The following is a 24,164-nucleotide window of genomic DNA, read 5'->3' on the forward strand; positions in this document are numbered from 1 at the left end:
CTGCTCATTTCCCGTCAGCTCTGACCGCTTGTAATGACGTTTTTCATTTTATTGATAAAACCGCCCAGCTGCGTTGCCATGGCATTATAATACAGCTGATTTTTTGCCAGTCCGGCCATCTCGATATCAATATCGACATTATTATTATCCACCCGCATCGTCGTGGAACCATCCTCTTCTATGACCGCATGCGCCTTATCCGTCACATCCATCGGCAAATGCCGGTCATTTGTGCGAACCAGCTGCAGCCGCCCTTTCTCATCTCCTAGATGAAGTTCCTTGGCCAGCAGATCTTCAAAATTAACCGCGCTTCGTTTAAAGTTCGGCGTATTTACATTGGCGATATTATTACTGATGACTTCGTGACGCATCGTAGCAGCGGAAAGTCCTCTGGACAGATAGTCAAAATTCGCGGAATTCATGATTTGTTCCAGCATCCCGGACTCACACCCCTTCCTTACTTCCGACACGGTTCCTGTCGTTACCTTTTATTTATTTTCTACATTATGCTCACAACTCCTTCAAATTTTATCATTTTTTCCCCATTTTTAGAAGAGGCTTCTTCATTTTTTCACAAAACAAACAAAAAAGCCAGTACGGAATGTACCGGCTTAAATCGTTCGACCTGCAACGATCAGTCCTTCATCTTCTGGACTTCATCCAGCAGATATTCATTGAGTACCTTGATATAGGTACCCTTCATGCCCAACGATTTCGATTCGATCACACCTGCCGACTCAAATTTGCGCAGGGCATTGACAATCACGGAACGCGTGATTTTCACTTCATCGGCAATCTTCGAGGCAACCAGCAGGCCTTCTGTATCCTGAAGAGCGGAAAGAATGGCAATGGCCGCCTTGCGCTCCGAGAAGGACAGGGTATTCAGCGCAATCTGCACCGTCGCTTTCTTGCGCGCTTCAATTTCAATCTTCTCCGCATGATCCCGGAGCATCTCCATACCAACGACCGTTGCTCCATATTCGCAAAGCAGCAGATCGTCATCATCGAACTCTTCGTCATATTTTGCGACGATCAGCGTTCCGATTCGCTCTCCTACGCCGTAAATCGGGACAATCGTCGTATTTTTCCCGTTAAACAGGCATTTGGTATTTTCTTCATACGCACACATGCCGGTCTTGGAGCGGAGATTTGCGTTGGTTTCATCCATGCGCATCAGCCAGTTGACATAATGCTTCGGAAACTCGCCCTGATTGATGACCTTGTCGACCATGAGGTCGCACTCGAAATCATCGACGAACGCATAACCGAAAATCTTCCCCTTTTTATTGGTAATGTAAACGTTAGCGCCCAGCACGTTGCTCAGTACCCGGGATATTCCATCGTATTCTACATTTTCCGACCGCTGAAGCAGACGATTGATTTTCCTCGTTTTCTCTAATAATGATGCCATATTCATTACTCCTTTTCAAAACATTCCGTTATTCCATGTCCCGGTCATAACCCTCTCCATTCAAACATCAATTTTATTTTATCATATTTTTCAAAATAATCATAGATATTGAATAATCTTTTAAATTAAATTTTCTCAATTTTCAGGGATGTGCCAGAGGAAAGGCACTGACTCACCTCCCCCGGCTCAGAGAATAAACTGAGAAAGATCGCGGTCTACTACGATATCCGCCAGCTGCTTGTCGACATAAGCAGCGTCGATCCTTACTTCCTCTTCATCCATATCCGGTGCATTAAAGCTGATTTCCTCCAAGAGTTTTTCCAGCAGAGTATGCAGACGGCGAGCGCCGATGTCTTCTGTCCGCTCATTGACGTCACAGGCCAAACCGGCAAGACGGGCAATAGCATCCGGCTGAAAGGAGATCTTTACGCCTTCTGTCGCCATCAAAGCTTCATACTGCTTCAGCAGGGCATTGCGCGGCTCAGTCAGAATTCTTTCGAAATCCGCTTTGCGCAGAGATTTGAGCTCCACACGGATGGGAAAACGCCCCTGAAGTTCAGGAATAAGGTCCGATGGCTTGGCCATATGAAATGCTCCGGCGGCAATGAAAAGCACATGATCGGTCTTCAGCGGTCCGTACTTGGTCATAACAGTCGAGCCTTCAACGATCGGCAGAATGTCGCGCTGGACGCCCTCGCGAGAAACGTCTGCGCCGCCCGACGAATTGCCCTTTACCGCTACCTTATCGATTTCATCCAGAAATACGATACCGCTGCGTTCCGCGACTTTGATCGCTTCTTCCGCCACCGATTCCATATCGATAAGTTTCTCCGCTTCTTCCTGACGGAAAATTTTTCTCGCCTGTTCCACCGTAACCTTGCGTTTTTTGTGACGCTTCGGTATCAGATTGCCGATCATGTCCTGAAGATTGTCCCCCATGCCCTCCAAACTGGAGCCGGCAAACATGCCAATCATCGGGCGGCCGCCCTCCTCTATCTCTACATCGATAGTCTCCTGTTCCAATTCTCCGTTCCGAAGCCGTTTGCGCACCCATTCGCGCCCGGCCTGATACTTTGGTTCCGGCTGCGCCTCCTGCTCCGGTTCTTCCTCGCCGCCAAAGAGGCGTCCTAATGGATTCTGGCTCTTTTTCGGTTCCGGTACAAATGCATCAAGGATGCGTTCTTCTGCCATAGCCGCCGCCTTATCCTGAACGGATTCCATGCGCTGCTGCCGCACCATGCGCACAGCGGTTTCAGCCAGATCACGGACAATCGACTCGACATCGCGTCCTACATAACCAACCTCCGTGAACTTCGTCGCTTCCACTTTGATAAAGGGAGCCTTGACCAGCTTCGCCAGCCGGCGGGCAATTTCCGTCTTACCGACACCAGTGGAGCCAATCATCAGTATGTTTTTCGGAATCACTTCCTCCTGCATCGCATCGCTGAGCTTTCTGCTGCGCCACCGGTTGCGCAGAGCGATCGCCACGGAGCGCTTTGCTTCATCCTGGCCGACGATATATTTATTCAGCTCCTCCACAATCTGACGCGGAGTCTGCTCGTTTACGCCAATTTCTTCCATTTATTCCAGTTCCTCCACTTTGATGTTATGATTCGTATACACACAAATATCGGCTGCAATCGACAGCGCCTCCCGGGCAATCTCTCCCGCGCTCATCTCAGTATGCCGAACCATGGCCCGCGCCGCAGACAGCGCGTAAAAACCGCCGGACCCGATTGCCGCCACGTCACCGTCCGGCTCAATGACTTCGCCATTGCCGGACAGCATCAGCATCGTTTCCTTGTCCGCCACCAGAAGCAGCGCCTCCAATTTGCGAAGGACACGGTCCGTGCGCCACTCTTTTGCCAGCTCCACCGCAGCCCGCTGCAGATTGCCGTTATAGGATTCCAACTTCGCCTCAAATTTTTCGAACAAGGTAAACGCATCCGCCACCGATCCCGCAAAGCCGGCCAGAATCTGGTCATGATATAAGCGGCGTACCTTTCGGGCATTCGCCTTCATAATGGTATGCTCGCCAAACGTCACCTGCCCGTCTCCGGCGATCGCCGTATGTCCGTTCTTTCGCACCGCGCAGATTGTCGTTGCATGAAATTGTGTTTCCATTCGTCCCCATCCTTATCCTGTTACAGCCCTAAAGGAGCTCATTTTGTCAGCGCATTCCGAAACGACTCGATCGCCGCCAGGGCCCGCTGGGCCAACAGCTGTTTCTTTCGCTTTTTATCCTTGATATATCGGCCGCGCTCATCGCGCAGCTCTATAGGCGGCAAAATGCCAAAATTGACATTCATCGGCTGAAAATGACGTGCCTCACTCGTTGTGATGTAATGACACAGCGCGCCATGACAGCTCTCCGCCGGGAATATCAGCGGATCCTGCCCGCCCGCCAGACGAGCCGCATTGATGCCGGCCACCAGTCCCGACGACGCGGACTCAATATAGCCCTCTACACCGGTCATCTGCCCGGCAAAGAGCAGTCGGTCCTCCCCGCGGAACTGCAGGGTAGGCCGCATGTGCTTCGGGGAATTCAGAAACGTATTGCGGTGCATTACCCCATAGCGCAAAAACTCAGCCTGTTCCAATCCCGGAATCATCTGAAAGACCCGGCGCTGCTCCGGCCATTTCAGATGCGTCTGGAACCCAACAATATTATAAAGGGTTGCGCTGGCATTATCCTGCCGCAGCTGCACGACGGCATAGGGCCGGACCCCCGTCTCCGGATGCTCCAGCCCGACCGGTTTAAGCGGGCCGAACAACAAGGTATCTTTGCCGCGGCCGGCCATCACCTCGACCGGCATACATCCCTCAAAAAATTTTTCCTTCTCAAAGGCTTTTGTCGGAGCCTTCTTCGCCTGCACGAGTTCCGTCCAGAACGCCTCGTATTCCTCCCGGGTCATGGGGCAGTTGATATACGCCGCCTCTCCCTTGCCATAGCGCGAAGCACGATATGCCTTGCTCATGTCGATGGAATCCATGCCGACAATCGGCGCCGCCGCATCATAGAAATACAGCGAATCGCCGCCCGTGCGGGCCGCGATGTCCTCAGCCAGACTGCCGTCCGTGAGCGGACCGCTCGCTACGACTGTAACCGCGTCTTCCCGCAGCGGAATCCTTTCTACCTCTTCGCGTATCACGGTAATCCGCGGATGAGCAGATACATATCGCGTAACATAATCGCTGAATCCATGGCGGTCTACAGCCAAAGCGCCTCCGGCCGGGACCTTCGTCGCATCCGCTGCTTCCATGATCAGGGACCGAAGGCGCCGCATTTCTTCTTTCAGCACCCCCACCGCATTTTCCAAGCCGGCGCCGCGCAGCGAATTGCTGCATACCAGTTCGGCAAATCCATCGGTCTTATGTGCCGGTGTTGTTTTTTTCGGCCGCATTTCATAAAGCAAAACTTCCGCCCCATGCTCAGCAGCCTGCCAGGCGGCTTCGGATCCTGCCAGACCGGCTCCGATAACAATAACTTTCTTCATGCCTCTCCCTTGTCTTCATGTTCTTCCGCTGCCCGGGCCGCCTCTTTGGCTTTTTTCGCCTCTGCCCGCTGACGGATTTTTTCCAGTTCCTTGTTGATCGGATGATCCACACGCGTCTCGCAGGCATCGTTGCTGCAATAAAGCATCGCACGGCCATTCTTATAGTGATGTTTCAGCAGAAAAGCCCCGCATTTCGGACAAGTCTCTTTCTGCGGCTGGTCCCAGGTCGTATAATCGCAGTCCGGATAATTCCGGCAGCCATAGAAGCTTCGCCCGCGGCGCGTCTTTCGCTCGACGATCGCCCCGCCGCATTTCGGGCACTTCACGCCCGTATCGATCAGCAGCGGCTTGGTATTGCGGCATTCCGGGAATCCCGGACAGGCCAGGAATTTGCCGAAGCGCCCCTGCTTCACCACCATCATGCGGCCGCAAAGCTCACATTTCACATCCGAAACCTCGACGGACAGCTCCACGTGCCCGATGGCCTCGTCCGCTTTTTCCAGCGTGTCCTCAAACGGACCATAGAACTCCCGAAGCAGCTCGTTTTTTTCCACTTTTCCTTCTGCGATCTCATCCAGCTCATTTTCCAGATTCGCCGTAAAAGTCACATCGACGATGTTTTTAAAATATTCCTCCAGCATGTCCACCACGACAAAACCGAGTTCTGTCGGCTGAAAATGCTTGTCGATGCGCTGGACATAACCGCGCGCCTGAATCGTTTCAATGATCGGCGCATAGGTGCTCGGACGCCCGATTTCCTTTTCTTCCAGCGTCTTGACCAGCGAAGCGTCATTGTAGCGCGGTGGCGGCTCGGTAAAATGCTGCTGCGGCAGGATACGGGCCAGCGTGAGTACATCGCCCTCAGCCAGATCCGGCAGAAGAACATCCTTCTCCTTTTTCGATGTATCCGCTCCGGCATAAACCGCTGTAAACCCCGCAAACTTCAGCTTTGAGCCGGCAGCGCGCACGAGATAGCGCTCCCCGGCCTGAATGGCAATGCTCATGGTATCATAAACGGCCGGCGTCATCTGGCTTGCCGCAAAGCGCTGCCAAATCAGCGTGTAAAGCTTCAGCTGATCCTTATTCAAATATTTCGCCAACTGCTCCGGCGTCAGCCCGATATTCGTCGGCCGTATCGCCTCATGCGCGTCCTGAGCCTTTTTCCCCGCCGCGTAGACATTCGGCTTCGCCGGAAGATACGGCTCGCCGAACTGATCGCGGATAAACGCGCGTGCATCATCCTGTGCCAAATCGGAAATCCGCGTCGAATCCGTACGCATATAAGTGATCAGACCCGCTGCCCCATGATGCCCCAGCTCGATCCCTTCATAAAGCTGCTGGGCCAGCATCATCGTCTTGCGGGACGTAAATCCCAGCTTACGCGCCGCATCCTGTTGAAGGGAGCTGGTTGTAAAAGGAGCAGACGGACGGCGCTTGCGCTCGCTCTTTTTCACTCCGCGCACGACCATCTCCTGCTGCTTCAGATCCTGTGTAAGCGCGGCCGTCTCCTGCTCATTGTGAAGATCCAGCTTTTTCCCGTCTGCCTGCGTGAGCTCGGCATCAAACATCGCGGACTTCGCCTTGCGCAGCTTAAGACCGACCGTCCAATATTCCACAGATTCAAAGGCCTGAATCTCTTTTTCACGATCGCAGATCAGCTTAACCGTTACAGACTGCACGCGACCAGCGGAAAGGCCTTTTCTGACCTTACGCCAGAGAAGCGGCGACAGCTTATAGCCGACGATCCGGTCCAGCATACGGCGGGCCTGCTGAGCATCGACCTGATCCAGATTGATGGACCGAGGATGCTTCACGGCTTCCTGAATGGCCGGTTTCGTAATTTCATTGAATACAATACGGCAGTCCTCAGCCGGATCCAGACCCAGTATAAAGGCCAAATGCCAGGCGATAGCTTCTCCCTCGCGGTCCGGATCGCTTGCCAGATAAATTTTATCGGCGTTTTTCGCGTCCTTCTTCAGCGCCTTGATTAGCGCGCCTTTTCCACGGATATTGATATACTTGGGAGCAAAATCATGATCCACATCGATCCCGAACTGACTTTTCGGCAAATCGCGCAGATGTCCCATCGAGGCCCGCACCATATATTTGCGCCCCAGATATTTTTCTATGGTTTTCGCCTTGGCTGGAGACTCGACGATAACCAGCGTTTTTTTGCTCCGTGCTTTTTTCGCTTTCGTTTTTGTCTTGGTTTTCGTTGCTGTTGCAGCCAAACCTTCACTCCCTCTCAGCACGCCGGTAAGCGTGCAGCTCATTCTCAATAACCAGTCCCTTTAACTCCATCTGCAGAAGAATAAAAGCCAGATTCGGCAGTTCTCCCTGCGGCATGCTCTGGATGATCTCATCCACGGTCAGCGAATGCTCGAAAGAAAGCACCTGCCAGACCTGACGCTCCTCAGCAGTAAAAGAATGGGACGACTTTTTTTTCGGCGGCGCCGACACCCCATACGTCTCCAAAATATCGTCCGGCGACTGCACGAGTCTGGCTCCCTGCTGAATCAGATGGTTACATCCCCAGCTGCTGTCCGAATAAACGCTGCCGGGGATCGCAAACACGTCACGCCCCTCAGAAAGCGCCATCTCCGCCGTAATCAATGACCCGGAACGGCGGGCCGCCTCAATCACTAACGTTCCCTCGGACAATCCGCTGATGATGCGGTTGCGAGCCGGAAAAAATGCAGGAAGCGGCCTCGTTCCCGGACCGTATTCAGAAATCACCGCGCCGCCGGAAGATGCAATATCCTCCAGCAATCGCCGGTTTTCCGCCGGATAGGCAACATCGACCCCGCAGCCCAGCACAGCAACCGTGCGCCCGGCTTTCCGCGCACCGCGATGGGACGCCGTATCGATACCTCTGGCCGCCCCGCTGACCACCGTCAATCCGGCAGCAGCCAGCCGCTGTCCAAAGTCCAGAGCCAGTCCTTCTCCATAGGGGGTAAAGCGCCGCGACCCGACCATAGCGATCCGGCGGGCATCCGGCTCAATAGTCCCCCGATAAAACAAAACCACCGGCGGATCATAAATTTCCTTCAGCGCGACCGGATATACATCGTCTTCTATTGTACACAGCTTGCACCCTGCCCGGCGGCAGGATGCTTCCAGCTGCTCCGGCAGACCTTCCTGTTCCCTGCGAAACAGCATCAGACGCTGTACCGCTCCCGGCGTCAGCTGTCCCTGAACAGCCAGCTCTTCCGGGCCGGATTCCCATATATCCCGGGCCGTCTGGTAAAAAGCCAGCAGCTTCCGCAGCGTGCGGCTGCCGAAGCCTGGACACCGGGTCAGCGCAGCCAGATAAAATCGACCTTCCGATTTCATGCCATCGCCATCCTTAGACCTGTACAATTATTCATCTTAGCGAACTTTTCAGCCAAATGCAACACTTTCCACTGGATTTTCAGAAAAATTTTACGGCGGTGTATCGGCATCCTTTCAGCAAAAAGGCCATCAGCTGCAACTCCGGCTGATGACCTGAAAATACTATTACGCCCGCGTACGAGTCATTTCCGCTTCCACATAATCGATCGGACCGGATATCGGAACAGACGGTTTCCGTATCCGCGTCGTAACAGCCCGGAAATGCGAATATTTATCCAAAAGACTGTCCCCGATATGTGCGGCCAGCGTCCCGAGCATCTGGAACCGCTTATTCTCGGTCACGTCCTTGACGATATCATAGATCGCTGCCGGATCCACTCCATCCTTCACATCATCCGTCTCCGCCACCTTATCATTTTCTGTCTCGATTTCCACGTCGATATAAAACTTCTGTCCCTGTTCGCGTTCGTATTCATAAACGCCATGAAACCCATAGAACATCATGTTTAAAATCCTTACTTTTGCCATTCCGGTCACTCCTCACTACATAAGTCCCTATTCCAATGCCGCATACCATGCAGCCCATCGCTTATGTATTTCGTGGACAGACAGAAAAATCCTGCTGGATCGCATCGAATATTTCTGAGTCAGTCCGTAAACCATTCATCCCAGAACGTATAGGTCATCATGAGGACAACCAAAAGCAGCAGAAACAAATCACCCATGATTCCTCCCAAAACCTGATTACATAACCATTCCGTCTTTCCTCTGTATAAGAAAAAAGCGGAGAGGCAGCTGCCTCTCCCAAAAAGAGCACCGGTTTTACATCACGCGGCGCGCGCCAATGTAGCAGGAGCCCCAATAGGAGCTGTCCAGCGATGCCACACTGACGCCGCGGCTGGATGATGCGTTGATGAACTGGCGGTCTCCCAGATAGATCCCTACATGGGAAGCCCCCGGCGCATACGTCGTGAAAAACACCAGATCGCCCGGCATGAGTTCGCCGGAGGATACCGGCGTGCCGCACTCATACTGAACATCTGCCGTACGCGGCAGATAGACGCCAGCATGAGCGAACACATACTGAACATACCCGGAGCAGTCGAAGCCATTCGGCGTCGTACCGCCGAACACATATGGCACTCCAAGGTACTGCATAGACTCGGAAATGACCGTGCGGTTGATGTAATTGGAGCCATGCGACACAGCGGGCATGGACTTGCCCAGCAGAGCCGTATAGGTCGAATCTCCGACCTGACCATCCGCATTCATTCCCTTGGACGTCTGGAATGCTTTCACTGCCTCAGCCGTAGCGGGACCAAACTCACCATCAGCCGATACATCGTAGCCGAGACGGACCAGTTGTCCTTGTATCTCCGCTACGTCCGTGCCCTGATCGCCTACACGGAATGCCGAAGCACCACATACAGAAAACCAGCACATAAGGATCATGGACAGCGCAAACACACGCTTTGCTTTACTCAAAAAAGCCACTCCTCTCTCTTGTCGCCTACGAGGTTAGCTGCCGGGCTCGGGTAGAGAAGACCACCCGCTTCAATTTCACGAAACATCGTGAGCCTGAGGTTCGCCCCAAAAAACTGGTTCCCCCGCTCCTGGGCTGGATTCGGCTTATCCTTATATAAAACCCAATTTATTTAATACGACATGAGTCGTCGTATTACTGCCTTTTCTTTTCTATTGTCTTTTTCTATTTCTGTATATTCTTTTTATTCTTTCAGATTTATTTCAGAAACCATCCGGAAATGAAAATGGGCTGTCAAAGCTGACAGCCGCGATATTTCCCTTGCGTTGCTATAAGCAATCAGTAAGCCGAGTTCTGTACCGCACACGCGGTGACAATCATTTATCTAGGCGCGGCAGTTGCCTGCCGGCTCAAGCGACTCAACCCGGAAGGTTCCGCGGGCCGCATCATCCCTTCCCTATTTGGTCTTGCTCCGTGTGGGGTTTACCGAAGCCAGCCAGTCACCTGACTGCTGGTGCGCTCTTACCGCACCTTTCCACCCTTACCTGACAAGTCAGGCGGTCTGAATCTCTATGGCACTTTCCCTAAGGTCACCCTCGCTGGACGTTATCCAGCACACTGCCCTGCGGAGCCCGGACTTTCCTCATCTGCCCTCATAGGAGCAGCCGCGATTGTCTTGACAACTTATATCAACGCATGTGATTATAGCACTTTAGCAGTACTTTGTCAAATCAGGTACCAAAACCGGCAGGCGATGCCCGCGTCTGCCGGTTTTGGTACCTGATGATTTCCCCGATGCCAACGGGTGTTAAAGCGCCCCCTGGCCAGGTTTCATTTTATTCAAACTCGATCGTTGCAGGCGGCTTGCCGGTGCAGTCGTAAAGCACGCGGTTGACGCCTCTGACCTCGTTGACGATACGGCTTGTCGTCTTCTGCAGGACCTCCCAGGGAAGCTGTGCGCTCTCGGCGGTCATGAAGTCGCTCGTCATAACGGCGCGCAGGGCGATGGCGTAATCATAGGTGCGTCCGTCTCCCATGACGCCGACACTGCGCATATTGGTCAGCGCAGCAAAATACTGGCCAAGCCCCTCAACGCCGGCCTTCGCGACTTCTTCACGATAAATGGCATCCGCTTCCTGCACAATCCGTACCTTCTCTTCCGTGACCTCGCCGATAATACGGATGCCAAGGCCAGGCCCGGGGAACGGCTGCCGGTTGACGAGATAGTCGGGGATTCCGAGTTCACGCCCGGCGGTGCGCACCTCATCCTTGAACAGCAGGCGCAACGGTTCGACGATCTCCTTGAAATCCACATAATCCGGCAGTCCGCCGACATTATGGTGACTCTTGATGACGGCGGATTTACCGAGACCGCTTTCGATCACATCCGGATAAATCGTTCCCTGCACGAGATAATCGACCGCGCCGATCTTTTTCGCTTCTTCCTCAAAGACGCGAATGAACTCCTCGCCGATAATTTTTCGCTTTTGTTCCGGGTCTGTTACGCCAGCCAGCTTCTGATAGAAGCGATCCTTTGCATTCACGCGGACAAAATGAACGTCGTACGGTCCATTCGGTCCAAATACGGCTTCCACCTGATCGCCCTCATCCTTGCGCAGCAGGCCATGATCGACGAACACACAGGTCAGCTGACTGCCGATTGCTTTCGAGAGCAGCACGGCCGCGACGGATGAATCTACGCCGCCCGAAAGCGCACAAAGCGCCCGTCCATTGCCGATTTTTTCCCGCAGTTCGCAGATGGTCCGCCTGACAAAGGAATCCATCTTCCAATCGCCGGCACAGCCGCATATCGCATAGACAAAATTTTTCAGCATGACCTTGCCCTGTACCGTATGCATGACTTCCGGATGGAACTGCACGGCATAGAGGTTCTCTGCTTCGTTTTCCATCGCTGCGACCGGGCAGACCGGGGTATCGGCTGTGATCTGAAATCCATCCGGCGCTGCAGCGATATAGTCCGTATGACTCATCCAGCAAATCGTTTTGGTATCTACTCCGGCAAACAGTTTCGACCGCCCGGAACGAAGCGTGACCTCCGTCTTGCCATACTCGCTGGTCGGCGCCGTCTCCACCCGGCCGCCGAGGAGATATGCCATAAGCTGCGAGCCATAGCAGATGCCAAGTACAGGAATGCCCAGCCGGAAAAGCTCCGGACTGCAGCTGGCAGAGTCCGCCTGATAGACGCTGTTCGGTCCACCAGTCAGGATAATGCCCTTCGGCGCCATTTCCCGGATGCGGTCAAGGCTCATCGTATGCGGATGCACTTCGCAGTAAACATGGTTCTCACGAACACGACGGGCAATCAGCTGATTATACTGACCGCCAAAATCCAAAACCAGAATCATTTCATTTGCCGGCTTGCTCAAATTTTTCTTCCTCCCCGAGTAACAGTTCACAATAAAGCTTTGAACCAATTATAACATAACCCTTCGCATTGTAAAAGCCTGCCCGGGTTCCGGGCAGGCTGAAGGGATCAGTGTTCAGGGGAAGCGGCGAACGCGTCCACGGCGGCGCGAATCACAGAAGAATCAAAGCCTTTGGAATAAAGGTTGGCCTTCATCTTCTGCTGGTCGGCAGAAGGCTTGAATCGCAGAGATAAAACACGCAGGGCCGCCTGCGTTTCCCGCTCAAAGGAATCCGGGGGAATGCAGTCCCGGACCAAGCCTGAATCGAATCCGCGCTGCATGAGCTTGACGCAGATCTGGCGGACGGAGCTCCGGCTTTCTTCATACAAGAACGCAAACTGACGGGCGCACGCTTCCGCATCATTTAAATAGTGCATTTCTACCAGCCGATCTACGGCCCGCTGAATCTCACCATCCTCATATCCTTTGCGCGCCAGCTTTTCCCGGAGCTTTTTTTCACTCTGTTCCTGCCGGGCCAGAATATCCACCGCCGCCATCAGTGCCGTTTTCTTTGAGCGTTTTTTTGGGGAAGCAGTATCGTTTCCCTCTTCCCTTTCATACTTCATCCGGCGCATGAATTACTCCCCGCTCTCCGCCGGAGCCGGTACGGCATCTTCCTCTGCCGTCTCTCCTGCGTCAATCAGGCTGGCGCGAATTTTGGCTTCGATTTCCGCACAAAGCTCCGGCTGTTCTTTCAGGGACTGCTTGGCATTCTCCTTTCCCTGTCCAAGGCGCGTACCTTCATACGAGAACCATGCGCCGCTTTTATCGACAATGTCGAGTTGGACGCCCATATCGATAATGCTGGACAGTTTGGATACCCCTTCTCCGTACATGATGTCAAACTCCGCCGTTTTAAACGGTGGAGCCACCTTGTTTTTGACCACCTTGATCCGTGTACGATTGCCGATGACGTCCTGCCCCTGCGTGATCTTATCGATCTTGCGGACATCCATGCGGACCGACGCGTAAAATTTCAGTGCGCGCCCGCCTGTAGTCGTCTCCGGATTGCCAAACATGACGCCGACCTTTTCACGAATCTGATTGATGAAAATCGCCACCGTTCGTGACTTGCTGATAATTCCTGTCAGTTTGCGCATGGCCTGACTCATCAGGCGGGCATGGAGGCCGACATGGCTGTCGCCCATCTCCCCCTCGATCTCCGCCTTTGGCACCAGCGCAGCGACCGAGTCGACAACGATGATGTCGATGGCTCCGCTGCGCACCAAGGCTTCGACGATATCCAAAGCCTGCTCGCCGGTATCCGGCTGTGAAATCAACAGATCGTCGATATCTACGCCAAGTTTCTGCGCATAAACCGGATCCAGCGCATGCTCTGCATCAATGAACGCGGCAATTCCGCCAGCTTTCTGCGCTTCTGCAATCATGTGAAGCGCCACCGTCGTCTTACCGGAGGATTCCGGACCGTAAACCTCAATAATACGGCCGCGCGGCACCCCGCCCACGCCCAGGGCAATATCGAGGGGGAGAATTCCCGTCGAAATGACCTCCACATTCATGTTCGCTTTGGCGTCACCAAGACGCATGATCGACCCCTTGCCGAAATCCTTTTCGATCTGTTTCAGCGCGTTGGCCAGTGCTTCTTTCTTATCCGTTGCCATGCTCGTATCCGCTCCTTTCGCTGCTGCGATATCATTCTATCTCATTATATAAAACAATTGTTCTTTACGCAAGCGCTATTTGCGCCGGAAAAAAATTCCCCGCCGGGCGGAAGAATGAGAAAACATGCCGTTTTCTCCGCCGTCTGAAACGGCTCTTCCCCGGCAGGGAATTCGAAACGATATCTTACATATAATCTGCAGTAGTTTTCTTCTTCTGCTGCTTGAACAGGCCGAGTTTGGCGGCAATCCACTCCATCGCGACAAAGAATACCGGTATCAGGAAGATACCCATTGCCGTCGCAAAGAGCATACCGCCGACAACGGCGACACCCATGCCGTTACGCGCCGCAGCACCGGCCCCCGTGGCAACAGCCAGAGGAATACAGCCGATAATGAACGCAAACGAGGTCATGAGAATCGGGCGCAGACGAAGGCCTGCTGCCTCAATCGCCGCCTTGACCGGCTCCATGCCGCGGTCAACACGGACTTTGGCGAATTCAACGATCAGGATGGCATTTTTCGCCGCCAGACCGATGATCGCAATGATGCCGATCTGCATATAGACACTGTCCTGCAGTCCTGCATTCTGATGCCCGAACATCGCCTCAAGGATAGACAGCCCGTATTCCGAAACCAGCGCGCCGAAGATACCAGTCGGCACGGTCAAAAGAACCGCAAACGGTACGCTCCAGCTTTCATAAAGAGCCGCCAGGCAAAGGAATACAAAAACAAGGGACAGCACAAGAACCTGCAGCGTCGAACTGGACGCTTTGGCTTCCTCGCGGCTCTGGCCGGACCATTCAATGTTGAATCCGGTTCCCGCGTTCTGCTGAACGACTTCCTTGATGGCATTCATAGCCTGTCCGGAAGAATATCCGTTGCCGGTCTGCCCCGTGATCTGAATGGACCGTGTGCCATTGAAGCGGGAAATCGTCGACGGGCCGGAAGTGAACTTCGGCTTCAGCAGGGTATCGAGCGGCACCATCGTCCCGGAACTCGACCGGACGAAGATGAACTTCATCGAATCGGCCGAGGTGCGGTAGTCATTGTCCGCCTGCATCATGACCTTGTAGCTGCGGCCGAAGCGGTTGAAATCATTGACCTGATAACCGCCGTAGTTGACCTGCATCGCCGTGAATACATCGGAAAGCGCAATGCCGAGATTTTTGACTTTCTCGCGGTCTACTTCATACTGAACGATCGGCGATCCAACCGAATAGGTCGAACGCACACCGGCAAGCTCCGGGCGCTGATTGGCCTCAGAGACAATCTTCTTCGTAATATCGTTAAGCTCTGCTTCCGTATGACCCGTCATATCCTGCAGCTGAAGCGTCCAGCCGCCCGTCATTCCGAGGCCCGGCAGGGCCGGCGGGTTCATGGCAATGACCGTTGCTTCCGGCGCCACCTTCGCACCAATGCCAAAGGCCGTGCGCACTGCAGCGCTGACCGATGCGTCAGCATCCTCACGCTGAGACCAGTCCTTCATACCGACAACGATCATGCCGGCGCTTGACGAGGCGCCGCCGGAAAGCGGCGAAAAACCTGTAATAGCCATCGTTCCGTCGAGCCCTTTGATGTTATTCATAAACGCCGTATTCAGCTTATCCACTACTGCCTGCGTACGATTGGCCGAAGTGCCGTCCGGCATCTCAACTGCCGCAAACCAATACCCCTGATCCTCCGACGGAACAAAGGTAGACGGCAGGTTCTTGTAGATGATTCCGGCACAGCCCGATACGATCAGCAGGAAAATAAGCGCCAGGCGCGAATGACGGATAAACGTTGCAACAACGCCGACATAGCCGCGTTTCGTACGCTCAAACCAATCGTTGAACCGGCCAAAGAACCGGCCCAGCAGGCCTTCATCATCCTTCTCGGTATGACGCTTGAGCATCTTAGCGCAGAGCGCCGGCGTCAGCGTCAGGGCCACGAAGGCCGAAAGGCAGACCGATACGGCAATGGTCAGCGCGAACTGCTTATAAAGGACACCCGTCATACCGCCGAGGAAAGCAACTGGGACGAATACAGCCGACAGGACAACAGCGATGGCCACAACCGGCCCCTGAACTTCGTCCATCGCGCGCTCCGTCGCATCGATCGGAGTCAGGCCCTCTTCCATATGCTTCTCAACGTTCTCAATAACGACGATCGCATCATCGACAACGAGGCCGATCGCAAGGACCATTGCAAAGAGCGTCAGGGTATTGATCGTAAAGTCAAGTACGATAAATGCGCCGAGCGTACCGATCAGGGAAACCGGGACAGCAAGCAGCGGAATGATCGTCGCGCGCCAGTTCTGCAAGAAGATGAAAATAACAAGGACAACCAGCAGCAGCGCTTCCACAAAGGTCATCAGCACCTCTTCAATCGACGTGCTGATATAATCGGTCGAATCGAAGATTGTCGACATCTGCATGCCCGGAGGCAACGTGTTTTTTGCCTCATCAAAAACCTTACGAACTTCGCTGATCGTCTTCATTGCATTCGCATCGCTCGTAAGCTTGACGCCGAAGCCGACCGCCGGATATCCGTTATATTTGGAAATAATACTCTCCGACTGCGCTCCTGTCTCGATTTTAGCGACATCCTTGAGGCGTACAAACTGGCCGTCGCCATTCGACTTGATGATGACATTGCCGAATTCCTCCGGCGTCGTCAGGCGTCCTTCGATCTTGCCAGACATCTGTTTTTCCTGACCGTTGTTGACCGGCATCGCACCGACCGTACCGGCCGGTGCCTGAACATTCTGCTCCTTGATCGCGGCCGAAACGTCAGCCACCGTCAGTTTAAGCTCGGCCAGTTTGTCCGGATTGAGCCAGACACGCATCGCGTAATCGGAGCCGAAAACCTGGACGTCACCAACTCCATCGATACGCTTTAGTTTATCCAAAAGATAAATCGTCGCGTAGTTTTTCATAAAGGCACGGTCATACGTGCCATCCGGCGAATAAAAGGACATCATGTATGCCATATCATTCGTCGATTTTTTTGTCGTAACACCGACCTGCTGTACCTCGGAAGGCAGCTGGCTCGTCGCCGAAGCAACATTGTTCTGTACCTTGACCGAGTCCATATCGCCGTCCGTACCGACATTAAACGTGACAGACAGGCTGTAACGCCCCGTATCATCGGAGCTCGATGACATGTAATCCATGCCCTGCGTACCATTGACCTGATCCTCAATGATCTGTGCCACCGTCTGATTCACGACAGCAGCACTGGCACCGGTATAGTTGGTGCTGACACTGACGGTCGGCGGCGAGATCTGCGGATACTGCGCAATCGGCAGCTGCGTCGCCGCGATAGAACCCGCAATAACGATAATCAGTGAGATGACAATCGCGAAGATCGGGCGGTGAATAAAGAATTTAGACAAAATGCCGCCTCCTTAATTGTTCCCGCTGTTCGCATCCGAAGAAGTCATCGTGTCAAACGGCGTCGTATCTTCATCAAACGAGAAGCCCATCTCTTCCGGCGTGACCATCGTGACATGAAGATCCTTTCCTTCCGTCAGGCTGGAAAGTCCTTCCACAATAACCGTATCACTGGCGGAAAGACCGCTTTTTACAATATAATAGCTGCCGACCTGCGGTCCCAGCACAACAGTGCGCGCCTCCGATTTTCCATCGCTGCCAACAACCATCACAAAGGTTTTATCGAGCACCTGCTGAATGGCACGCTGCGGGACAAGAATCGCATTCGGCACCGTCTCGCCGGTCAGGCGGACGCGGGCGAACATCCCCGGAAGAAGCAGGCCGTTCGGGTTCTGGAACAATGCCTTTATCGTCAAAGTACCGGTATTCTGCGCCAGCGCACGGTCAGTCTGTACGATTTTTCCGTCCAGCGGATAGATCGTGCCGTCCGACAAGCGAAGACTTGCATGGATGGCACTGTCCGACGAACCGCTCTGCATCTGCTGAATCTTTTTGAACTTCAGGAACTCCGCTTCGGATATGCTGAACTGCGCATAGACCGGATTGGATGAACCGATCGTGACCAGACTGGTATTGCCGGCGGCGGCAAACGTGCCGACTGCCACATCATCCACGCCAAGCTGGCCGCTCAAAGGCGCACAGATCAACGTATCATCCAGATCCTGCTGGGCCTTATGAAGCAGCGCTTCATTCGCCGCCGCAGCCGCACCGTACGCATTCACATTCGCCTGCTGCGTAGCAACCGTCTGCTCGGCAATGGCCTGTGAATTCAGCAGCTGCTGATAACGGGACAAATCCGTTTCCGCATTGCTCAGCGTAGCCTCAGACTGCGCTAAATTCGCCTGAGCCTGAAGAACGGCCGACTCATACTGGCGGGAATCGATTTTATAGAGCGGCTGGCCGGCCTGTACATACTCGCCGCCCTTTACATATTTTTCCACAATATTGCCGGAAACCTTGGATTGGACCTTAACCTCATCCTTGCCCACAATCTGGCCGGCAAACTCGCTCGTCAGAGGCGCATCCTGCTGCAGTACCTGCATCGCCTTGACCTGAACGCCCTGCTGCTGAGCCTGCTGTTTATTCCCACAGCCCGCAACGACAAAGCTGGCTGAAACAGCCAAGGAAATGCCGATCAGCAGTGCTCTCGTCTTCTTGTTTTTCGAAAAAAACAAATAGATAACCTCCTTTGACAAGCGGACAGAGCCATAGTCCGTCCCTGCCCGCAGACATTCTCTTCCCATTCCGCTACGGAAGGATACTTCCGCATAAAAGGCTTTAAAGGCGCTTGTCCCCCGCCTGAAAAGGCGGGAACCTCAGCGACTCTTAGCATCGGATAAAATAGTAAATAAATGTTTACTATTGATGGATTATATAGTATATTATATTTGAACAAAAGTCAAGAACTCACGGCTGAGACCGGTAAAATCCGATACGATTTAACACGACTTTAATTTTGAAAAAGGAGTCAGACTATCCATGAAAGATTCGCCTGCGCAGGAAGCATCCCGCGCATTTGTTGAAACCTTTATCGAAACATATCTGTTGGTTCGCAACAACTTCTATCGTCAGACTCAGGTTCCTATTCCGGTTAACCAGTTCGTCGTGTTGATGGCGCTGATCAATGATCCCTCCGCTTCCATTTCCGAGATCAGCCGTACATTGAATATTTCCAAGCAGCAAATGACCACGATTATCGACAAGCTGGTCAAATCAGGTCTGGCGCAGCGTCACCCGGACATCAATGACCGCCGGCGCACCGTTATCACCATTACCGACGCAGGCATGGCCATTCTGGACCAGCAGAAAGAAACCGTCCATCTTATGTTCCATGAACGCATCTCCCGTTTGTCTCCAGAGGAAATCGGACAACTGGCGCAGGCTACCTATACCTATAACCGGCTGGTCAGGAAAATGTTTCTCTGACAGACTGGCCGCGCAGATCAAAAGGGATGCAGCAGAATGAACCATCATTCCGCTGCATCCCTTTTTCGTATATATGGCTGTTTAAAAGGCAATGCTTTCCAGATCGTCCGGCACATAAACCGTTCCATGATAATACTGTCTGGCCTCATTCGTATACTCCCTTTTTCGGGCAGCCAAATGACGGTCTTCCGTATGATACAGGACCAAATTTTTTACACCGAGCTGCTCTGCCAGTTCGCTGGCCTCCCGGACTGTGCTGTGATTTTTTTCATAAGGATGGAATATCTCCCGGTCCTCATAGCGGCAGAATGCCTCCGCCAGCAGCCAGTCCGCGTTCTCGGCATACGGGCGGTTGCGTTCATTGAACGGTTCATCGCCAAGGCATGTAAACCGCGTACCGTCGTCAAATTCCAGCAGATATCCGAATTGTTTGGCTTTCGTGGACCGGATATCAAAGGCGGTAAGGCGGAACTGCGGGAGATCCGCACATTCCCCGTCTTTCAGTTCGTGGAGCAGAATATCCTGACCGACATGTGCAAAATCCTTCTTCTTCAATGTCATGCGCGTCATGGCAAGCAGCATGTCACGGACGACATCATGGCAATAAATATGAAACACACCGTCATACTTTCCCTTATTCATCTGATCCGCAATCTTCCGAATCACCCATATCGCGCCAAGAACATGATCGGTATGTCCGTGCGTAACGAACATGTGATGACAGTCTTCCCAGCGGAAGTCCGTCTGTTCCAGCTGGCGCAGGATTCCATTGCCGCCGCCGGCATCCGTCAAAAAGAAGCTGCCGTCTTCCAGTTCCAAAAAGAAGCACGTATTAAAGCATCGGGTCGCCATGGCAAAGCCCGTGCCAAGAATCGTCATTTTTCGCATCGCTGTCTCTCCTTTTCGTTGAATCACCCATATATTGCAGATAAAAAAACAAGGCGCGGCATCAGCCGGCACCTTGTCCTTTTTCTGTCATCTTTTCCAGCGCCATGCGGGCTGCCTGCTGCTCTGCTTCTTTTTTGCTGTGTCCGGTTCCCCGTCCCATGACCTTGCCGGTAATGCGTACCTGAAAAACAAAGGTCTTGTCGTGATCGGGGCCATTTTCAGCTAAAAGCTCATAGGCAATGTTCTGTCCTTCCCGCTGATAAACCCTTTCCTGAAGAATCGTTTTATAATCCTTCAAAGCCTCTCCATGCGAAATGCGGGAAAATTCCGGTTCCAGCTGACGCAGAACATAATCGCGGGCAGTGTCCCATCCCTGATCCAGATATACTGCACCGATAACCGCTTCGAAGGTATCTTCCAAATTCGTCTGCCGGGTTCGTCCGCCACCAAGCTCCTCTCCGTGTCCAAGCAAAAGATATTCACCGAGATGAAGATTCGCGGCCAGTCTGGCCAGTGTCGCAGAGCAGACAATCCCCGCTCTGGTTTTTGTCAACTGCCCTTCCGGCATCTTGGGAAACCGTTTAAAGAGATACGTACTGGACGCGAGTTCCAGAACCGCATCCCCCAGAAACTCAAGGCGCTCATTATGGACGATGCTTACTTTGGATTCATTCGCATAGGAAGTATGGGTCAGCGCCTGCTGGAGCAGGGAAAGGTCCCGAAACTCCACACCGAGGTCAGCTGCCAAATGAAGAAGCTCCTGCTTCCGTTTTTCCGAGAGAATGTTCTGCATCGCCAGCCTCCGTCACTCCGCGTACTTTTTCAGCAGCAGGCAGGCATTATGTCCGCCGAAGCCGAACGAATTGGACATGGCGGCACGAACTGTCTTGGCCTTCGCCTTGTTCGGTACATAGTCAAGATCCAGTCCTTCATCCGGGGTTTCGTAATTGATCGTCGGCGGCAGCATGTCGTTTTCCACTGCCAGTGCCGTAGCAATGCACTCTACACCACCAGCTGCGCCGAGCAGGTGTCCCGTCATGGATTTAATGGAAGAAACCGATACGTCCTTTGCCGCATCGCCCCAGACCGTCTTGATGGCCTCGGTTTCTCCCTGATCATTCAGATGGGTGGACGTGCCATGTGCGTTGACATAATCCACATCCGAAGCCTTCATGCCGGCATCGTCCAAAGCCAGCTGCATGCACTTCGCCTGATACTCGCCATGCGGAGCCGGGCTCGTGATGTGATAGGCATCCGAATTGGCACCGTAGCCGACCAGCTCGGCATAAATGTGTGCGCCGCGCGCTTTGGCATGATCCAGACTCTCCAGAATCACCAGGCCGGCTCCCTCGCCCATGACAAAGCCACTGCGTGCCTTATCAAAGGGACGGGAAGCATGTTTCGGATCATCATTATGATCCATGCAGAGCGCTTTCATCGCGCAGAATCCGGCTACGGCCGCCTGCGAAATAGAAGCCTCCGTTCCGCCTGCAACCATGACATCGGCATCGCCGCGCTGAATCACACGGAAGGCATCGCCAATGCAGTTCGACCCCGTCGCACAGGCTGTAACAACACAGCTGGACGGACCATGCAGCTTATAGTTGATGGCAACCTGACCGGCAGCCATATTGGCAATCATCATCGGGATGAAGAACGGGCTGATGCGGGCCGGACCCTTGTCGAACAGTTTTTCATACTGTGCGTGCATCGTCTCAATGCCCCCAATGCCGGCGCCGACAAACGTACCGACGCGGTCAAGATTCTCTTTTTCCAAATCCAGACCGGCATCTTTAATCGCCATACCGGCAGCAGCTACGGCAAACTGCGTATAGCGATCCATGCGCTTCGATTCTTTCTTATCAATGTAATCGGCCGGATCAAAATCCTTTACTTCTCCGGCAATTTGCGAATGATACTCTGACGCATCAAACCGCGTGATCTTATCGATCCCGTTGCGGCCTTCCATCAGGCCCTTCCAAAATTCTTCTTTGCCTGTACCGATCGGGGTAATGGCCCCGATACCGGTAATTACAACGCGATTACTCAAATGAATGACTCCTCTCCTGTGCTACTCTTCTCAGGCGTTTCACACCCGATCATTCCGCAGCCTCTGCCTCAGCCTTGAGCTGCTCAAAAATCTCATGAACGGTCAGTATCTTATCAATCTGCGGCATATATTCACCGGTGAACACCAGTCCCGTCTCGACATCCCCCTGCTGTGCCCGTGTGAGCGCGCGGATGATGCAGAAATTATGCTTGCAGGCTTTCAGGCAAGCATCGCACTGCTTAGGCGGTACCGGCCCTTCCATGACTCTGGCCGAAAACGGCGTCCGCACGGCCCGGCCGGGAAGTCCGACTGGACTGTGAATAATGACGATATCCTCCGGTTTGGATTTCAGATAATAGTCCTTGAGGGCCGGCGCTGCATTGGATTCCACACAAGCAGCAAAACGGGATCCCATCTGGACGCCCGCAGCGCCCATCTTTATCATATCAACGATGTCCTGGCCATGCAGTACGCCGCCGGCTGCAATGACCGGGACGCTGACTGCCGCGCTGACATCGGCAACGAGATCACGCACCGACGTGCTCGTGCCGAGATGTCCGCCAGCCTCTTTCCCTTCAAGGACGATAGCTGCTGCGCCAAGACGCTCTGAAATTTTAGCTAATTTAACGGAAGAAACAATCGGAACAATTGGGGTTCCGGATTCCTTGCCGAGTCCGAACATGTCACGGGAGAAACCAGCTCCGGCCACCACCAGGTCGATCCCTTCGTCGATCGCAGTCCTGACGATGCCAGCAAAATCCCTGGCTGCTACCATGATGTTGATGCCGATGATACCAGACGTAAGCGAACGTGCGAGCCGGATTTCATAGCGCAGTTCGTCATGGCTCATACCAGATGCGGCAATGAGGCCGATACCGCCCTCGTTCGCTACAGCTGCCGCCAGACGGGCCGTTGACAACCGAATCGCCATGCCACCCTGCTGTATAGGGATCCTTGCGATCTTATTGCCAATTTTCAGCTCTGGAAGTTTCAATGTCACTCCTCCAATCAATCCTACCTTGAGAAAATCCCGCGAAACAAGTTTCACGGGATTTTCAAACAGGTAAGACGCTCAAACTTATTTGTTCTGGTCTATGTAGGTAACTACGTCCTGAACGCTCTTGATCTTCTCAGCAGCTTCGTCCGGAATCTCGATATTGAATTCCTCTTCAAAAGCCATGATCAGCTCAACGATATCCAGGGAGTCAGCTCCTAAATCATCGATGAAGGTAGACTCGAGTGCAACCTCGTCAGCCTCAACGCCCAACTGCTCAACAACGATATCTCTTACTTTTTCAAAAGTCGACATGAAGTTCACCTCCTTAAAATGATATCCCTATATAGTTATATCACATAACCATGCCGCCGTCTACATTGACGACCTGCCCCGTGATATAAGCCGCTTGATCCGAAACCAGGAAAAGCACCGCGTTGGCAACGTCCTCCGGACGCCCCATACGCTTGAGCGGAATGTTCGCCAGCGTAGCTTCTCTGGCCTTGTCCGTCATGGCTGCAGTCATATCCGTATCAATGAAACCGGGCGCAACCGCATTGACCGTAATTCCGCGGGAAGCAAGTTCCCGGGCTGCCGACTTGGAAAAGCCGACCACACCGGCCTTGGCAGCTGCGTAGTTGGTCTGACCGGCATTGCCGGTAAGTCCAACTACTGAAGCCATATTCACGATACGGCCGCTGCGCTTTTTCATCATAAGCTTGGAAACCGCTTTCGTGCAATAGAACACACCGCGAAGATTGGTATCGATCACCGCGTCAAAGTCTTCTTCCTTCATGCGCATGAGCAGGCCATCCCGCGTGATTCCCGCATTGTTGACGAGAATATCGATCTGGCCGAATCGTTCTGCGACCTGAGAAACCATCGTCTCGACCGCCTTGCTGTCCGATATGTCAGCCTGAACCAGAAGCGCTTCGCCGCCCCTGCTTTCAATCTCCTTCCGGACTTCTTCCGCTCTGGCCGTATTGCCCGCATAATTGATGGCCACTTTGGCTCCCTCTTCGGCCAGCCGAAGAGCAATCGCACGGCCAATGCCGCGGGAAGCGCCGGTCACCAAAGCAACCTTTCCATCTAAAAGCATA

At 53.4% G+C, this 24,164-nt stretch carries 21 protein-coding genes, 1 other RNA gene and 1 riboswitch; of the genes, 1 reads left to right on the top strand and 21 read right to left on the bottom strand.

The features are described from left to right. Positions 1-14 precede the first annotated feature (14 nt). The 15 genes from flgB to FYJ78_RS02580 form a co-directional block, all read right to left on the bottom strand. Positions 15-437 (bottom strand): flagellar basal body rod protein FlgB, encoded by a 423-nt coding sequence (flgB, locus tag FYJ78_RS02510; RefSeq protein ID WP_154619811.1) that lies wholly within the window; start codon positions 435-437, stop codon positions 15-17. A gap of 197 nt (positions 438-634) precedes the next feature. Then, on the bottom strand, positions 635-1,411 hold the full coding sequence (gene codY / locus FYJ78_RS02515; RefSeq protein WP_154619812.1) for a GTP-sensing pleiotropic transcriptional regulator CodY: 777 nt from the start codon (positions 1,409-1,411) through the stop codon (positions 635-637). Positions 1,412-1,597: 186 nt separating this feature from the next. Further along, positions 1,598-2,992 carry an ATP-dependent protease ATPase subunit HslU gene (hslU, locus tag FYJ78_RS02520; protein WP_154619813.1) on the bottom strand — a complete coding sequence of 465 codons (1,395 nt, stop codon included), beginning with the start codon at positions 2,990-2,992 and terminating at the stop codon, positions 1,598-1,600. Next, positions 2,993-3,535 carry an ATP-dependent protease subunit HslV gene (gene hslV, locus FYJ78_RS02525; RefSeq protein WP_154619814.1) on the bottom strand — a complete coding sequence of 181 codons (543 nt, stop codon included), beginning with the start codon at positions 3,533-3,535 and terminating at the stop codon, positions 2,993-2,995. It lies immediately after the preceding gene. 38 nt (positions 3,536-3,573) lie between these two features. Beyond that, positions 3,574-4,908, bottom strand: coding sequence for a methylenetetrahydrofolate--tRNA-(uracil(54)-C(5))-methyltransferase (FADH(2)-oxidizing) TrmFO (gene trmFO / locus FYJ78_RS02530; protein ID WP_154619816.1), 1,335 nt, complete (start codon positions 4,906-4,908; stop codon positions 3,574-3,576). Then, positions 4,905-7,181 (bottom strand): type I DNA topoisomerase, encoded by a 2,277-nt coding sequence (gene topA, locus FYJ78_RS02535; RefSeq protein ID WP_154619920.1) that lies wholly within the window; start codon positions 7,179-7,181, stop codon positions 4,905-4,907. Before topA ends, trmFO begins: the two co-directional genes overlap by 4 nt. Continuing rightward, complete coding sequence (dprA, locus tag FYJ78_RS02540) at positions 7,144-8,241, bottom strand: DNA-processing protein DprA (RefSeq protein ID WP_154619818.1); 1,098 nt, start codon at positions 8,239-8,241, stop codon at positions 7,144-7,146. The genes topA and dprA overlap by 38 nt, the downstream gene beginning before the upstream one ends. A 165-nt stretch (positions 8,242-8,406) precedes the next feature. After that, entirely contained in the window at positions 8,407-8,769 is a 363-nt protein-coding gene (gene folB / locus FYJ78_RS02545; protein WP_154619819.1) for a dihydroneopterin aldolase, read from the bottom strand. A gap of 294 nt (positions 8,770-9,063) precedes the next feature. Then, complete coding sequence (locus tag FYJ78_RS02550) at positions 9,064-9,693, bottom strand: C40 family peptidase (protein ID WP_195847836.1); 630 nt, start codon at positions 9,691-9,693, stop codon at positions 9,064-9,066. Positions 9,694-9,732: 39 nt separating this feature from the next. Then, positions 9,733-9,881: riboswitch (cyclic di-AMP (ydaO/yuaA leader) on the bottom strand. Between the two features lie 171 nt (positions 9,882-10,052). Continuing rightward, positions 10,053-10,411: RNase P RNA component class A (gene rnpB / locus FYJ78_RS02555), an RNA gene on the bottom strand. Positions 10,412-10,560: 149 nt separating this feature from the next. Next, on the bottom strand, positions 10,561-12,090 hold the full coding sequence (guaA, locus tag FYJ78_RS02560; RefSeq protein WP_154619921.1) for a glutamine-hydrolyzing GMP synthase: 1,530 nt from the start codon (positions 12,088-12,090) through the stop codon (positions 10,561-10,563). A gap of 128 nt (positions 12,091-12,218) precedes the next feature. Continuing rightward, entirely contained in the window at positions 12,219-12,716 is a 498-nt protein-coding gene (locus FYJ78_RS02565; protein WP_154619822.1) for a regulatory protein RecX, read from the bottom strand. Positions 12,717-12,728: 12 nt separating this feature from the next. Then, positions 12,729-13,772 (bottom strand): recombinase RecA, encoded by a 1,044-nt coding sequence (recA, locus tag FYJ78_RS02570; RefSeq protein WP_154619824.1) that lies wholly within the window; start codon positions 13,770-13,772, stop codon positions 12,729-12,731. Positions 13,773-13,956: 184 nt separating this feature from the next. After that, on the bottom strand, positions 13,957-17,148 hold the full coding sequence (locus FYJ78_RS02575; RefSeq protein WP_154619825.1) for an efflux RND transporter permease subunit: 3,192 nt from the start codon (positions 17,146-17,148) through the stop codon (positions 13,957-13,959). A 12-nt stretch (positions 17,149-17,160) separates the two neighbouring features. Further along, positions 17,161-18,381: an efflux RND transporter periplasmic adaptor subunit gene (locus FYJ78_RS02580; RefSeq protein ID WP_235899773.1), complete on the bottom strand. Its 1,221-nt coding sequence runs from the start codon at positions 18,379-18,381 to the stop codon at positions 17,161-17,163. Positions 18,382-18,685: 304 nt separating this feature from the next. Here FYJ78_RS02580 and FYJ78_RS02585 point away from each other — a divergent pair, with 304 nt between their 5' ends. Continuing rightward, a complete protein-coding gene (locus tag FYJ78_RS02585; RefSeq protein ID WP_154619828.1) occupies positions 18,686-19,132 on the top strand; it encodes a MarR family winged helix-turn-helix transcriptional regulator in 447 nt (148 codons plus the stop codon). Positions 19,133-19,213: 81 nt separating this feature from the next. Here the strand turns inward: FYJ78_RS02585 and FYJ78_RS02590 are convergent, their stop codons facing one another. From FYJ78_RS02590 to fabG, 6 genes are all read right to left on the bottom strand, one after another. Next, positions 19,214-20,020, bottom strand: a complete 807-nt coding sequence (locus FYJ78_RS02590; protein ID WP_154619829.1) for an MBL fold metallo-hydrolase — start codon at positions 20,018-20,020, stop codon at positions 19,214-19,216. A 61-nt stretch (positions 20,021-20,081) separates the two neighbouring features. After that, on the bottom strand, positions 20,082-20,813 hold the full coding sequence (gene rnc, locus FYJ78_RS02595; protein WP_154619830.1) for a ribonuclease III: 732 nt from the start codon (positions 20,811-20,813) through the stop codon (positions 20,082-20,084). A 12-nt stretch (positions 20,814-20,825) separates the two neighbouring features. Continuing rightward, positions 20,826-22,070: a beta-ketoacyl-ACP synthase II gene (fabF, locus tag FYJ78_RS02600; protein ID WP_154619832.1), complete on the bottom strand. Its 1,245-nt coding sequence runs from the start codon at positions 22,068-22,070 to the stop codon at positions 20,826-20,828. A gap of 49 nt (positions 22,071-22,119) precedes the next feature. Continuing rightward, positions 22,120-23,064, bottom strand: coding sequence for an NAD(P)H-dependent flavin oxidoreductase (locus FYJ78_RS02605; protein ID WP_154619833.1), 945 nt, complete (start codon positions 23,062-23,064; stop codon positions 22,120-22,122). A gap of 84 nt (positions 23,065-23,148) precedes the next feature. Continuing rightward, positions 23,149-23,379, bottom strand: a complete 231-nt coding sequence (locus FYJ78_RS02610; RefSeq protein WP_154619835.1) for an acyl carrier protein — start codon at positions 23,377-23,379, stop codon at positions 23,149-23,151. A gap of 40 nt (positions 23,380-23,419) precedes the next feature. Continuing rightward, a complete protein-coding gene (gene fabG / locus FYJ78_RS02615; RefSeq protein WP_154619837.1) occupies positions 23,420-24,163 on the bottom strand; it encodes a 3-oxoacyl-[acyl-carrier-protein] reductase in 744 nt (247 codons plus the stop codon). Position 24,164: the final 1 nt, after the last annotated feature.

The sequence above is a fragment of the Wylensekiella montiformis genome, from assembly GCF_009697385.1.
Classification (GTDB): Bacteria; Bacillota; Negativicutes; order Selenomonadales; family Selenomonadaceae; genus Selenomonas_A; species Selenomonas_A montiformis.